Here is a 13,005-nt window from a genome sequence, read left to right as displayed (position 1 = left end):
GCCCACCGGCTCAGATGCTTGGCCCTCGCGCCCACAAAAAACATGTTCGCTTCCCTGCGCCGCTACTTCTCTACCGACCTCGCCATCGACTTGGGCACCGCCAACACGCTGATTTACGTCCGCGGGAAGGGCATCGTGCTGGATGAGCCTTCGGTCGTTTCGATCCGCCACGAAGGTGGCCCGAATGGCAAGAAAACCATTCAAGCCGTTGGCCATGAAGCCAAGGCCATGCTGGGCAAGGTGCCGGGCAATATCGAAGCCATCCGCCCGATGAAAGACGGCGTGATCGCTGACTTCACCGTCACCGAGCAGATGCTCAAGCAGTTCATCAAGATGGTGCACGACTCCAAGATGCTGCGCCCCAGCCCGCGCATCATCATCTGTGTGCCCTGCGGCTCGACCCAGGTGGAGCGCCGCGCAATTCGTGAGTCCGCTCTGGGCGCCGGCGCTTCCGAGGTCTATCTGATTGAAGAGCCAATGGCAGCCGCGATCGGCGCCGGTCTGCCGGTGTCGGAAGCTTCCGGCTCGATGGTCGTGGACATCGGCGGCGGCACGACGGAAGTCGGCGTGATCTCGCTGGGCGGCATGGTCTACAAGGGCTCGGTGCGCGTTGGCGGCGACAAGTTCGACGAAGCCATCATCAACTACATCCGCCGCAACTACGGCATGTTGATCGGTGAGCCCACCGCCGAAGCGATCAAGAAGAACATCGGCAGCGCCTTCCCCGGCTCCGAGGTCAAGGAAATCGAAGTCAAGGGCCGTAATCTGGCCGAAGGCGTGCCGCGCAGCTTCACCATCTCGTCCAACGAGATCCTGGAAGCGCTGACCGACCCGCTGAACCAAATCGTTTCCGCCGTGAAGAACGCGCTGGAGCAGACCCCGCCCGAGCTGGGTGCCGACATCGCCGAGCGCGGCATGATGCTGACCGGCGGCGGCGCGCTGCTGCGCGATCTGGACCGCTTGCTGGCCGAAGAAACCGGTCTGCCGGTGCTGGTGGCCGAAGACCCGCTGACTTGTGTGGTGCGGGGTTGCGGGATGGCGTTGGAGCGTATGGAGCGCCTCGGCTCCATCTTCACCTACGAGTGATGGTTGTGCCTACTGCGCGGGCACCAGCCGTCGTTGGGCGGTGCTCGCAATCCTCACGTGCCACAAGCACGCTCCGGTTGCTGCGCTCCGGCCGCCAAGGTCAGAGCCCTTGGCCTTCGGCAGGCACAATCAGTCCTCAGGACTGATTGAGTCCAGCCTCAGCCTAGCCCAGCCCCCACTCGCTACGGCCAGAGAGACCGTCACACACCTCGACTCGCCCACTGAGCCATGCCTCTCGGCACCCTTGATCGCAATCCACCTCCGTTCTTCCGTCAAGGCCCTTCGGCGCTGACGAAGTTGCTGCTGTGCGCGGCGCTGGCGGTGTTTTTGATGGTGGCGGATGCGCGCTTCAAGCTGGTGGCGCCGGCGCGGGCCGCCTTGGCACTGGCTTTGCATCCGCTGCAGCGCTTACTGCTGACGCCGGTAGACGCGATGGAAAGCCTGCAGGACTATCTGCGCGGCACCGAGCGGGCCATCGAGGCCGAAAAGAAAGCCAGCCATCAGCTGGTCTTGCAGGCCGAGCGGCTGAGCCGGGCCGAACAGTTGCAGGCCGAGAACCAGCGCCTGCGCGAGCTGCTGGATCTGCGCCCCGCGCTGCAGGTCCAGTCGGTCGCCGCCGAAGTGTTGTATGAAGCCACCGACCCCTATTCACGCCGCGTGGTGATCGACCGCGGTCGCAGCCATGGCATCAAGCCCGGCGCGCCGGTCATCAATGACAAAGGCGTCTTGGGACAGGTCACCCGGGTCTACACCTTGTCGGCCGAGGTCACGTTGCTGAGCGACAAAGACGCGGCCATTCCGGTCTTGAACACCCGCACCCAGCAACGCAATGCGGCCTTTGGCAATAGCGATGGCAGCGGCATGGAGCTGCGCTTCCTGGCCGCCAATGCCGACGTGAAGGAAGGCGATTTGCTCGCCACCTCGGGTCTGGACGGGGTCTACCCGCCTGGCCTGCCTGTGGCCAAGGTAACCGAGGTGGAGCGCCGCGGAGAGACCAGCTTTGCACGGGTCAGCTTGAAGCCTGTGGCGCAAGCGGACAGCGCACGCCATGTGCTGGTGCTGGAGCCGCTCGATCTGCACGAGGCCGCGATGGCCGAAGCGGCCGCGGTGGCCGCCGCCGAAGCAGCTTCTGCGGCCAGCGCCAAGACACAGCGCAAGGCCGCCGCCGTGGCGGCAGCCGCCAGCGCTGCGGCTTCCAGCGGCAAGGGAGGGCACAAGCCATGATCATGCCGCGCGGCGCCGGGCAGTTGCTGCTGCCGGCCAACCCTTTATTCATCGCGCTGAGCCTGGTCTTGGCGCTGATCATCGACATGGTGCCCATGGGCCGCCTACCGGCCATGCCAGATTTGATGGCGGTAGTGCTGGTGTTCTGGGGCGTGCATCAGCCGCGCCGGGTCAGCGTGGGCTGGGCGTTTGCCTTTGGCTTGCTGGTGGACGTGCACCACGGCGCCTTGCTAGGTCAACATGCGCTGTCCTTCAGCGTGCTGAGCTATGGCGCGGTCAGCCTACATCGCCGCCTGCTGAGCTTTGGCCTGGCCGAGCAGGCCTTGCACGTGCTGCCGCTGTTTCTGGCCGCGCACGCGCTGGAACTGCTGGTCCGCATGAGCGTGGGCGGCATGTGGCCGGGTTGGACCATGGTCCTGGCGCCGGCCTTTGAGGCCCTGCTTTGGCCGCTGGTGACGGTGCTCTTGCTGGCGCCGCAACGGCGCGCGCCGGACCGCGACGCCAATCGTCCGCTTTAAGTCCTGCGCAGCAGCATGACCGTCCTGAAGAATATCCAACAGGAGCTGGGCCGCTTTCGCCTGCGCCTGGTGGTGGCTGGCCTCTTTGTGCTGTTCTGCTTCGGCTTGCTGTTAGCGCGCCTGATCTATCTTCAGGTCATCCAGCATGACAGCATGATGGACCGGGCCGAGTCGAACCGCATCACCGTCGTGCCCATCGTGCCGAATCGGGGCCTGATCAAGGACCGCAATGGCGTGGTCTTGGCTAGTAACTATTCGGCTTACACGCTGGAAATCACTCCGTCCAAGGTGGCCGACCTGGAAGCCACCATCGACGCCCTGGCCCAGGTGATCGAGATTCAGCCCCGCGACCGCAAGCGCTTGAAGCGCCTGATGGCCGAGAGCAAGAACTTTGAGTCATTGCCGATCCGCACCAAGCTGAGTGACGGCGAGGTGGCTCGCTTCACCGCGCAACGTTTCCGCTTCCCAGGCGTCGAGATCAAGGCGCGCTTGTTCCGCAACTATCCGCTGGGCGAGGTGGGCGCGCATTTGCTCGGCTATATCGGCCGCATCAACCAGGCCGAAAAGAAGGCCATGGATGAGTGGGAAGAAGAAGACCTGGCCAATTACCGCGGCACCGAATACATCGGCAAGCTGGGCCTGGAACAGGCCTATGAGCGCGAGCTGCATGGCATCACCGGCTTTGAGCAAATGGAAACCAGCGCCGGCGGGCGTGCGGTCCGGCGCCTTGCCCACCGGCCGCCGACACCGGGCAATACCTTGGTGCTGTCGATCGACATCCGCTTGCAAGCACTGGTGGAAGAGCTCTACAAAGACCGTCGCGGCGCGCTGGTGGCGATTGACCCGCGCAATGGCGAGGTGCTGGCTTTTGTCTCCAAGCCCACTTTTGACCCGAACTTGTTTGTGGACGGCATTGACGTCGAGAACTGGCGCGAGCTGAACGAGAACCTCGACAAGCCGCTGCTGAACCGGGCGATGCGCGGCACCTACCCGCCGGGCTCGACCTTCAAGCCCTTCATGGCCATGGCCGCGCTGAACTCAGGCAAGCGTTCGCCCAGCTTTATCGTCATGGACAACCTGACCTACAGCTTCGGGGGCCGCACTTTCGGCAGCCCCGAAACCGACCGCCCCGGCCCCAAGGACATGCGCGCCGCCATCGTCAGTTCCAGCAATGTGTACTTCTACAGCTTGGCCAATGAGATGGGTGTGGACCTGATCCATGACCAGCTCGAGCCCTTTGGTTTCGGCCGCAAGACCGAGATCGATCTGCAAGGCGAAGTCACCGGCGATCTGCCGTCCACCGCCTGGAAGCGCAAGCGCTTCAAGAAGCCCGAGCAGCAGAAGTGGTTCGCGGGCGAAACCATCTCGCTAGGCATCGGCCAGGGCTATAACAACTTCACCATGCTTCAGATGGCCACCGCCATGTCCACCCTGTCGACGGGCGGCCTGCGCTACAAGCCCCGGCTGGTGCGCGAGATCGAGGATGTGGTCAAACATGAGCAACGCCGCATGTCCAGCGATGCGCTGGAACCGATGGGGCTCAAGCCCGAGCAGGTCGAGGTGATCCGTAACGCGATGCATGGTGTGACCATCGAGGGCACTTCCAAAGCCGCCTTCAACGGCGCGGGCTACAAGAGTGGCGGCAAGACCGGCACGGCCCAGGCCATCGGTCTGCGCGCCGGTGAGAAGTACAAAGACATCAAGGCCGATGAGCGCAAGCGCGACCATTCACTCTACGTCGCCTTTGCGCCGCTGGAGGCACCCACCATTGCGTTGGCGGTGATCGTCGAAAACGCCGGCTTCGGTTCCACCTCAGCCGCACCAATCGCCCGCCGCCTGTTCGACTTTGTGCTGATGGGCCAGTACCCCAGTGAGGAAGACATCGCCCTGACTCAACAAGGCAAAACGACCGCTCCAGTCGGTAAGCCACGGCTGGCCAGCGAGGTCCCACTGCCTGGCACGGCACCTGAGGTTGCAGCTTCAGCTGCTTCAGCGGCCAACCCCGGCTCGGGTGCATCGGCACCCGTTGCCGCAACATCGGCTTCCGCTGCTTCCACGCCTCCTGTCGCTGGTAATAGCGCCAAACTGCCCAAAGCCGCCCTCATGCCGGCCAGTGCCGCTGTTCGTACGCCCCTATCGGTGCCGCAAGCCGCCAGCGCGGGCAAGCCGGCGGCCAGCGCTTCCGAACTCCGCCATGCGGCGGCCAGCCACCCACCCGCCTCGGGAGCCTCGCGATGACAGGCGTTTTCAACAAACCCAGCTGGTGGCAGCGCATCAAGCCGCTGTTCTCCGGCTTTGACATCCCCTTGCTGCTGGCAATTGGATGGTTGATGGGCATCGGCATGCTGTCCATGTATTCGGCCGGTTACGACCATGGCACCCGCTTTGTCGATCACGGGCGCAATATGTTGTTGTCCATCGGCCTGATCTTTCTGGTTGCGCAGATGCCGCCACAGCGGCTGATGTCATTTGCCATCCCGCTCTACACGATTGGCGTGGCGCTGCTGATTGCGACTGCCTTGTTCGGCATCACGAAAAAGGGCGCGCAGCGCTGGCTCAGCATTGGCGTGACCCAGATCCAGCCTTCGGAGATTTTGAAAATTGCCACGCCCTTGATGCTGGCCTGGTGGTTCCAAAAGCGCGAAGGGCTGCTACGGCTGCCCGACTTCATTGCCGCCTTTGTGCTCTTGGCGATTCCCGTCGGCTTGGTGGCCAAGCAGCCGGACTTGGGCACCTCCATCCTGGTTGCTGCGGCGGGCTTGTTTGTGATCTTTTTTGCCGGCCTGTCATGGCGCTTGATCGTTCCCGCATTCTTGATCGGTGCCGTGGCCATATCCGCGCTGATCATGAGCGAAGAGGCCATCTGCCAGCCGGATGTGAAATGGCCGGTGCTGCGCGAGTACCAAAAGCACCGCGTCTGTACGCTGCTGGACCCCAATAAAGACCCGCTTGGCAAGGGCTTCCACATCATTCAAGGCGGCATCGCCATCGGCTCCGGCGGGCTGACCGGCAAGGGCTTTATGAAGGGAACGCAAACCCATCTGGAGTTCATTCCCGAGCGCACCACCGACTTCATTTTTGCGGCCTTCGGTGAGGAGTTTGGCCTGATGGGCGCGCTGGCTCTGCTGGGCGGCTTCACCGCGCTGATCATGCGCGGCTTGATGATCGCGTCGGATGCGCCGACCTTGTTCGCCCGGCTGATGGCAGGCGCGGTGACGCTGAGCTTCTTCACCTATGTCTTCGTCAATATGGGCATGGTCAGCGGTATCTTGCCCGTGGTGGGCGTGCCCTTGCCCTTCATCAGCTATGGCGGCACCGCCATGGTGACCCTGGGCATCAGCCTGGGCTTTTTGATGTCGATCTCCAAGGCCAGGCGCTTCAATCAGTCTTGATGGTTCAGTCGTCCCCGCCTGCTTCCACGTCAGGGTTGGGTGGCGAAGCATGGGCGTGGAAGCGTATGGTGAAGCGCGCCCCCGGGCCATGACCGTCGGGCTCATCCAATCCAGGCCGGCGCTGGCGGGTGTCGTCGAGACTCAGCTCGGCCTCGTGCTGCTGGGCAATCTCGCGCACGATGGCCAAGCCCAGGCCTGAACCATCGACATTGGTGCCCAAAGCGCGGAAGAAGGGCTGGAAGACTTTTTCGCGCTCGTTTTCAGCAATGCCCGGGCCCGAGTCTTCGACCTGCAAGACACTGACTTGACCAAACGGGTCTTCCACCACGCGCACGGTGACCGTGCCCTGGGTCGGCGTGTACAGCAGGGCGTTGTCGACCAGATTACGGATCAGCTCTCGGATCAAGATCGGGTGGCCCAGCACGCGCAAGCCACATTGCTCCACGCTGGGGCCCTCGTAGCCCAGGTCGATGCGCTTGTCCATGGCGCGGGGCACGAAGTCGCGCACTGTCTCCATGGCGAGTTCGGCCATATTGACCTCGCTGCGCTGGGCCGCATGCTCTTGGTCCTCGGCGCGCGCCATCGCCAGCAACTGGTTCACCATATGCGCGGCGCGCTGGCTCGACAGCGAAATCTGCTGCAGCGACCGCTTCAACTCAGCGGGCTGGCTGCGGCCGGCATCGATTTCGCGCTCGGCAAACTCGGCCTGCATGCGCAGCCCCGCCAACGGCGTTTTCAACTGATGGGCCGCGTCGGCCAGAAAGTGCTTTTGCCGGCTGATCGATTGATCCAGCCGTGCTAACAAGTCGTTGATCGCGCGCACCAGGGGGGCCACCTCTTCGGGGATGCGGCGCTCATCGATCGGGCTCAAGTCCGAACTCTCGCGCGAGCGAATGCGGCGCTGCAATTCATTCAGGGGCGCAATACCACGCGCCAGGGCCAACCAGACCAAGAGCACGGCCAAGGGCAGGATCACGAACTGCGGCAGGATCACGCCCTTGATGATTTCGTTCGTCAGGCGGCCACGCTTGCCCAGGGTCTCGGCCACTTGCACCAGCATGGTTCGGGTCGACCCAGCCAAGCCTTCGGGCGCCACCCACAGATAAGCCACCCGCACGCGCTCATTGGCGACCTCGTCATCGCGGAAATGCAGCTCCCAGGGCACGATCAGCTCTTCGTCCACCGGCACCGGCAGATTCGCGTCGCCACTCAAGAGCTCACCGCGCAGGCCAAGCACCTGATAGAAAACCGTGTCGGCCTCATCGGCGCGCAGCAAGGCAGCGGCCTCCGGCGCCAGCGCATATTGGGACCGACCGCTGCGCAAATTGGGCTGTGCGGCGGCCACCTGCAAGCCCAAGGTACGCGCCATCTCGCCGAGTTCGCGGTCATAAGGGCGGCTGGCAATGCCTTGTGCTACCAGCCAGGTCAGCGCCACGCTGATCGGCCAGATCAGCAGCAGCGGCGCCAGCATCCAATCAAGGATCTCGCCAAACAGTGAGCGTTGACCCGAATCAACCGGCATTGACTGCCTTAAAGCGAAGGAAGAGGCGGAGTAAGAGCGGTCGGACGCGCATCAGGCGCAATCAGGCGGGGATTTTTTCCAGGCAATAACCCAGGCCGCGCACGGTGGCGATGCGGATCGGACCTTGCTCAATTTTCTTGCGCAGCCGGTGGATATAGACCTCGATGGCGTTATTGCTGACTTCCTCGCCCCACTCACAAAGGCGCTCCACCAACTGGTCCTTGCTCACCAAACGGCCGGCCCGCTGCAGCAGCACTTCGAGCAAGCTCAGCTCACGCGCGGACAGCTCAATCATTTGCTCATTGATGTACGCAACCCGCCCGGTCGCATCGAAGCTGAGCGGCCCATGCTTGATGATGCTCGACGCCGTGCCCAGCCCACGCCGGGTCAGCGCCCGCACACGCGCTTCCAGCTCCTGCAGGGAGAAGGGCTTGGCCATATAGTCATCAGCGCCAAAGTCCAGCCCCTTGACGCGCTGCTCGACGCTATCGGCCGCAGTCAAAATCAGCACCGGCATCGACGAGCCCCGTGCGCGCAGCTTGCGCAACACCTCCAGACCATGCAGCTTGGGCAGGCCCAGGTCCAGGATCACCAAGTCAAACTCATGCGAAGCCAAGGCGGCGTCCGCCTCGCTGCCGCTGCTCACCTGATCCACGGCATAGCCGGAGGCACGCAACGAACGCAGCAGCGCGTCGGCAAGTACTTGGTCATCTTCAGCAATCAGGATGCGCATGCGGTCTCCGTCCTTGACTTGTTCTTGTCTCCGCATTCTAGGGAGTCCGCCTGCCTTTCAAGCGCCTGGATTACGAATGTGCGCAGGATGAACGTTTGGGCCCTGAAGCTGAAACGGCGAATTACTGGCTCATCCAGTGAGCCATCTGATATTTACGATTGCATGCATTGAAGGCCTGGAAGGGCGTGGGCTGACAAGCAGACTTCGGTCGCTACATCACCCCACCGGCGGTTTCCAACTTCATATCGCGCCCGGCACTTGCCAACGACGATTCGATAAACTACTGTACAAACATACAGATTGCGCCATAATCGCGCCAGTCAATTCAGGAGAAATTCATGGACGCCCCAGCCAAAACCGTCAACGCAGAAAAGGCCAAGGCCCTGCAAGCCGCACTCAGCCAAATCGAGAAGCAATTTGGCAAGGGCTCCATCATGCGCCTGGGTGAAGGCGAGGTGATTGAGGACATTCAAGTCGTCTCCACCGGCTCGCTGGGTCTGGACATTGCCCTGGGCGTCGGTGGCCTGCCGCGCGGCCGAGTGGTCGAAATCTATGGCCCGGAATCGTCGGGCAAGACAACACTGACGCTGCAGGTGATTGCCGAGATGCAAAAGCTCAGCGGCGTCTGCGCCTTTATCGACGCCGAACATGCACTGGACATCCAGTACGCGCAAAAGCTCGGCGTCAATCTGCAAGATTTGCTGATCAGCCAGCCCGACACCGGCGAACAAGCGCTTGAGATTGTTGACGCCCTGGTGCGCTCTGGCTCGGTGGACCTGATCGTCGTTGACTCGGTCGCCGCACTGACGCCCAAGGCCGAGTTGGAAGGCGAAATGGGCGACTCGCTGCCCGGCCTGCAGGCACGCTTGATGAGCCAGGCTTTGCGCAAGCTGACCGCCACGATCAAGAAGGCCAATTGCATGGTCATCTTCATCAACCAGATCCGCATGAAGATCGGCGTGATGTTTGGCAGCCCCGAAACCACCACCGGCGGCAATGCCTTGAAGTTCTACGCCTCGGTGCGTCTGGACATCCGTCGCATCGGCTCGATCAAAAAGGGCGACGACGTGATCGGCAGTGAGACCAAGGTCAAGGTGGTCAAGAACAAGGTCGCCCCGCCCTTCAAGACTGCGGAGTTCGACATCCTTTATGGCGAAGGCATCAGCCGCGAAGGCGAGATCATCGACATGGGTGTGATCGCCAAGGTGGTCGAGAAGTCAGGCTCCTGGTATGCCTACCAAGGCGAAAAGATTGGCCAGGGCAAAGACAATGCGCGCGAGTTCCTGCGCGAAAACCCAGATCTGGCCCGCGAGATCGAAAACAAGGTTCGCGACTCGCTCGGCGTGCCGCTGTTGGCAGGCAGCGAGCCCGCGGCCTAAGGGTACAAACGCGCCGCCGCAGGGCGTTGTTCGGCAAGCTTCACCAAATGGGCAGCAAGACTTCCAGCCTTGAGTTGGTACGGCGCTTCTGGGCGCTCTACCAAGCTAGGCGCTGGGCCGAGGCCCAAGCGCTGCTGAGTCCGGCGGCGTATTGCGTGTGGTGGGCCACTACCGAACGGTTTGCCGGCGCGGCAGCCATCGTGCATGTGAATGCGGTCTATCCAGAGGGCTGGGCCATTCATTTGCTGGAGTTGAACCACCTGGATGATGGCGCCTCGGCGTCAAGCAGCGCCTCCGCAGACACACAGCACCGGCTGCCCGTGTTGCAAGAGGTGCAACGCGTGCACAGCCTGGTACGGGTGGACCAAAACGGCCAATCGTTCTACGCCAACAGTTTTTTCAAACTGCAGGCCGGGTTGATCTTGTCCATCGAAGAGTACTGGGCCGACACCCAAGCGCCCCCGGCTTGGCGTTCACCCGGTGCCTTGCCGGGCCTACACCCCTTGGCGCCCGACCAACGACAGGGCCTGAGCCTGGATCTCCTCCCGCCACCCTAGGCGCGAGCCCCGCAATGCCTCCACACCGATCGAGGCATTCAAACGCGCGCCTGCTGAGGACACCCTTCAGCAGCACCTAAGCCAACCGTCATGAAACCTCTGTCTTTGAAGATGCGCGCCATCTCCCTGCTGTCGCAGCGAGAGCACAGCCGCTCCGAATTGCGGCTGAAATTGCTGCGATCTTTGCGCAAGGATCTGGCGGCCGCGGCGGCTCAGGCGGCGATGGCCCCACAAGATCAGCCGGGTCCGAACCCGGATCTCGAGTCGACGCACAGCGTCGACCCCGAGGACCAGATCGAAACCCTGCTGGACTGGTTACAGCAGCAAGGCTATTTGAGTGACGAGCGTTTCGTCGACTCTCGCATCCACGCTCGCGCCGCCCGCTATGGCGATCTGCGCATCAAACAAGAACTGGCACAGCACGGCTTGAGCCTCAGCGCAGAAAAGCTGGCTGACTTGAAAAGCGGCGAATTCGAGCGCGCAAAGGCGATCTGGTCGAGAAAGTTTGGCGGCCAAGCCGCCCCTGACCTGGCGATGAAGGCCAAACAAATGCGCTTCCTGATCGCGCGTGGTTTCAGCTCGGAAACGGTTCGAAAGCTCTTGAACGCCAAGGACGAATAGGCGGCTCCAAGCCTTGTGGCAAGCCAGGGTTTGACGGTATCGACAGTTTCGTGAAAGCCTCCAAACGGCGCAGCATGCTACATTGGCGCCCTGCGCAAATGAGTGCCTGCAGGCTTTTTCCAGCCGCAGGCATCGTTTTGTGTGAACGCCGTTTTCTTGACATGCCCCTATCCATCCCCTCAGCCGAGCGCCGTTTGATGCATCGCCGCGCCATTGACGTGCAGGTTTTTGCACGTGATGACGGCCTGTATGAGGTCGAGGCAGAGTTGACGGACACCAAAACCACAGACATGTCTGTGGCCGGTGGCACCCGCTTGGCCGGTGAACCCATCCACGCGATGCGACTGCACCTTGCGATTGATCAGCAGTTGACGATCCACGCCGCCACGTCAGTCTCCGAATGGATGCCCTACCCGGGGTCTTGCGACCAGCATGGCGATGCCTACGCGCGCTTAGTCGGCCTGAATTTGATGAAGGGCTTTCGCCTGGGCGTCAAAGATCGCCTCGCCGGCACCAAAGGTTGCACCCACCTGACCGAGTTGTGCCAGGTCTTGCCTTCCGCCGTGATTCAAGCCTTTGCCGGCACCGTGATCGACACGCAAGAAGGCAGCGCTGCAGGGCAAGCCCCCTTCCAGATCGACCGTTGCCATGCCTTGCGTAGCGACGGCGCCACCGTTCAAACCCATTACCCTCGCTGGTATCGCAAGCCCGGGACCGCTTCGGCGGCCACCGTGCCTGCAATACCTGCCTCCTCTTCCTGACCTTTCCAAAAGCGAGACCCTTATGAAGATTCACGAGTACCAGGGCAAGGAAATCCTGCGCCAATTCGGAGTGCCGGTGCCCCGTGGCATTCCGGCCTTTACCGTGCAAGAAGCTGTTGAAGCTGCACAAAAGCTGGGCGGCCCGGTCTGGGTCGTGAAGGCACAGATCCACGCCGGTGGCCGTGGTAAGGGCGGCGGCGTGAAGCTGGGTCGCTCGCTGGACGAGGTGAAGAGCCTGTCCGAGCAGATCCTGGGCATGCAGCTCGTCACGCACCAAACCGGCCCCGTCGGCCAGAAGGTGCGTCGCCTCTACATCGAAGAAGGCGCCGACATCAAGAACGAACTGTATGTGTCGCTGGTGACTGACCGTGGCACGCAGAAGGTGGCCTTCATCGCTTCCAGCGAAGGCGGCATGGACATCGAGGAAGTGGCTCACTCCACCCCCGAGAAGATCCTGACCGAGATGATCGACCCGCTGGTCGGTCTGACCGTCGATCAAGCCAAGAAGATCGCCAGCGGCATCGGCTTGTCCGGCCACTCGGTGGACCAAGCTGTTGACCTGTTCCAGAAGCTCTACAAGTGCTACATGGACACCGACGCGTCGCTGGTGGAAATCAACCCGCTGAACTGCGACTCCAAGGGCAATCTGATCGCTCTGGACGCCAAGTTCAACTTCGACTCCAACGCACTGTTCCGTCATCCCGAAATCGTGGCCTACCGCGATCTGGACGAAGAAGATCCGGCCGAAGTGGAAGCCTCCAAGTTCGACCTGGCCTACATCAGCCTAGACGGCAATATCGGCTGCCTGGTGAACGGCGCGGGTCTGGCCATGTCGACCATGGACACCATCAAGCTGTTCGGCGGCGAGCCAGCCAACTTCCTGGACGTGGGCGGTGGCGCCACGGCCGAGAAGGTCACCGAAGCCTTCAAGATCATGTTGAAGAACCCTGAAGTGAAGGGCATTCTGGTCAACATCTTCGGCGGCATCATGAAGTGCGACACCATCGCCGAAGGCGTGATCACCGCTTGCAAGGCCGTGAATCTGTCCGTGCCGCTGGTCGTACGCATGAAGGGCACCAACGAAGAGCTGGGCAAGAAGATGCTGGCCGACTCCGGTCTGCCCATCATCGCCGCCGACACCATGGCCGAAGCCGCGACGAAGATCGTTGCCGCTGTTGCCTGAGTCTGCCTAAAGCCCCGCAAGGAAAAAAA

At 62.3% G+C, this 13,005-nt stretch carries 12 protein-coding genes; 10 read left to right on the top strand and 2 right to left on the bottom strand.

The window, feature by feature from the left end; translation table 11 throughout:
• Positions 1–42 precede the first annotated feature (42 nt).
• The 5 genes from WG899_RS11140 to rodA all read left to right on the top strand — a co-directional run bounded on the left by WG899_RS11140 (position 43) and on the right by rodA (position 6,220).
• Positions 43–1,086, top strand: coding sequence for a rod shape-determining protein (locus tag WG899_RS11140; RefSeq protein ID WP_058722426.1), 1,044 nt, complete (start codon positions 43–45; stop codon positions 1,084–1,086).
• 228 nt (positions 1,087–1,314) lie between these two features.
• Positions 1,315–2,310 (top strand): rod shape-determining protein MreC, encoded by a 996-nt coding sequence (gene mreC / locus WG899_RS11135; RefSeq protein ID WP_339595717.1) that lies wholly within the window; start codon positions 1,315–1,317, stop codon positions 2,308–2,310.
• On the top strand, positions 2,307–2,828 hold the full coding sequence (gene mreD, locus WG899_RS11130; protein ID WP_339595716.1) for a rod shape-determining protein MreD: 522 nt from the start codon (positions 2,307–2,309) through the stop codon (positions 2,826–2,828). The genes mreC and mreD overlap by 4 nt, the downstream gene beginning before the upstream one ends.
• A 15-nt stretch (positions 2,829–2,843) precedes the next feature.
• Positions 2,844–5,066 carry a penicillin-binding protein 2 gene (gene mrdA / locus WG899_RS11125; protein ID WP_339595715.1) on the top strand — a complete coding sequence of 741 codons (2,223 nt, stop codon included), beginning with the start codon at positions 2,844–2,846 and terminating at the stop codon, positions 5,064–5,066.
• A complete protein-coding gene (gene rodA / locus WG899_RS11120; protein WP_339595714.1) occupies positions 5,063–6,220 on the top strand; it encodes a rod shape-determining protein RodA in 1,158 nt (385 codons plus the stop codon). The genes mrdA and rodA overlap by 4 nt, the downstream gene beginning before the upstream one ends.
• Positions 6,221–6,224: 4 nt before the next feature.
• Here rodA and WG899_RS11115 read toward each other — a convergent pair whose 3' ends face one another.
• Both WG899_RS11115 and WG899_RS11110 read right to left on the bottom strand, forming a co-directional pair.
• The gene (locus WG899_RS11115) at positions 6,225–7,742 is read right to left on the bottom strand and encodes a sensor histidine kinase (RefSeq protein WP_339595713.1); all 1,518 of its coding nucleotides are present in this window, start codon (positions 7,740–7,742) and stop codon (positions 6,225–6,227) included.
• A 61-nt stretch (positions 7,743–7,803) separates the two neighbouring features.
• Positions 7,804–8,475: a response regulator gene (locus WG899_RS11110; RefSeq protein ID WP_339595712.1), complete on the bottom strand. Its 672-nt coding sequence runs from the start codon at positions 8,473–8,475 to the stop codon at positions 7,804–7,806.
• 338 nt (positions 8,476–8,813) lie between these two features.
• On the opposite strand from WG899_RS11110, the gene recA reads away from it, so the two are divergent.
• From recA to sucC, 5 genes are all read left to right on the top strand, one after another.
• Positions 8,814–9,854: a recombinase RecA gene (gene recA, locus WG899_RS11105; protein ID WP_339595711.1), complete on the top strand. Its 1,041-nt coding sequence runs from the start codon at positions 8,814–8,816 to the stop codon at positions 9,852–9,854.
• Positions 9,855–9,901: 47 nt separating this feature from the next.
• Positions 9,902–10,411 (top strand): nuclear transport factor 2-like protein, encoded by a 510-nt coding sequence (locus WG899_RS11100; protein ID WP_339595710.1) that lies wholly within the window; start codon positions 9,902–9,904, stop codon positions 10,409–10,411.
• Positions 10,412–10,501: 90 nt separating this feature from the next.
• Positions 10,502–11,032 carry a regulatory protein RecX gene (locus tag WG899_RS11095; RefSeq protein WP_339595709.1) on the top strand — a complete coding sequence of 177 codons (531 nt, stop codon included), beginning with the start codon at positions 10,502–10,504 and terminating at the stop codon, positions 11,030–11,032.
• A gap of 161 nt (positions 11,033–11,193) precedes the next feature.
• Positions 11,194–11,793, top strand: a complete 600-nt coding sequence (locus WG899_RS11090; protein ID WP_339595708.1) for a DUF2889 domain-containing protein — start codon at positions 11,194–11,196, stop codon at positions 11,791–11,793.
• Positions 11,794–11,815: 22 nt separating this feature from the next.
• Positions 11,816–12,976, top strand: coding sequence for an ADP-forming succinate--CoA ligase subunit beta (gene sucC, locus WG899_RS11085; protein ID WP_339595707.1), 1,161 nt, complete (start codon positions 11,816–11,818; stop codon positions 12,974–12,976).
• Positions 12,977–13,005 lie beyond the last annotated feature (29 nt).

This window comes from Paucibacter hankyongi (genome assembly GCF_037482915.1).
GTDB lineage: Bacteria > Pseudomonadota > Gammaproteobacteria > Burkholderiales > Burkholderiaceae_C > Paucibacter_A > Paucibacter_A hankyongi.
This window is presented reverse-complemented; position numbering and strand designations above follow the sequence as displayed.

Excerpts from the sequence above, each read along its gene's own strand:
- WG899_RS11140 (WP_058722426.1), top strand. The coding sequence starts at position 43 with ATGTTCGCTTCCCTGCGCCGCTACTTCTCTACCGACCTCGCCATCGAC.
- mreC (WP_339595717.1), top strand. The coding sequence starts at position 1,315 with ATGCCTCTCGGCACCCTTGATCGCAATCCACCTCCGTTCTTCCGTCAA.
- mreD (WP_339595716.1), top strand. The coding sequence starts at position 2,307 with ATGATCATGCCGCGCGGCGCCGGGCAGTTGCTGCTGCCGGCCAACCCT.
- mrdA (WP_339595715.1), top strand. The coding sequence starts at position 2,844 with ATGACCGTCCTGAAGAATATCCAACAGGAGCTGGGCCGCTTTCGCCTG.
- rodA (WP_339595714.1), top strand. The coding sequence starts at position 5,063 with ATGACAGGCGTTTTCAACAAACCCAGCTGGTGGCAGCGCATCAAGCCG.
- WG899_RS11115 (WP_339595713.1), bottom strand. The coding sequence starts at position 7,742 with ATGCCGGTTGATTCGGGTCAACGCTCACTGTTTGGCGAGATCCTTGAT.
- WG899_RS11110 (WP_339595712.1), bottom strand. The coding sequence starts at position 8,475 with ATGCGCATCCTGATTGCTGAAGATGACCAAGTACTTGCCGACGCGCTG.
- recA (WP_339595711.1), top strand. The coding sequence starts at position 8,814 with ATGGACGCCCCAGCCAAAACCGTCAACGCAGAAAAGGCCAAGGCCCTG.
- WG899_RS11100 (WP_339595710.1), top strand. The coding sequence starts at position 9,902 with ATGGGCAGCAAGACTTCCAGCCTTGAGTTGGTACGGCGCTTCTGGGCG.
- WG899_RS11095 (WP_339595709.1), top strand. The coding sequence starts at position 10,502 with ATGAAACCTCTGTCTTTGAAGATGCGCGCCATCTCCCTGCTGTCGCAG.
- WG899_RS11090 (WP_339595708.1), top strand. The coding sequence starts at position 11,194 with ATGCCCCTATCCATCCCCTCAGCCGAGCGCCGTTTGATGCATCGCCGC.
- sucC (WP_339595707.1), top strand. The coding sequence starts at position 11,816 with ATGAAGATTCACGAGTACCAGGGCAAGGAAATCCTGCGCCAATTCGGA.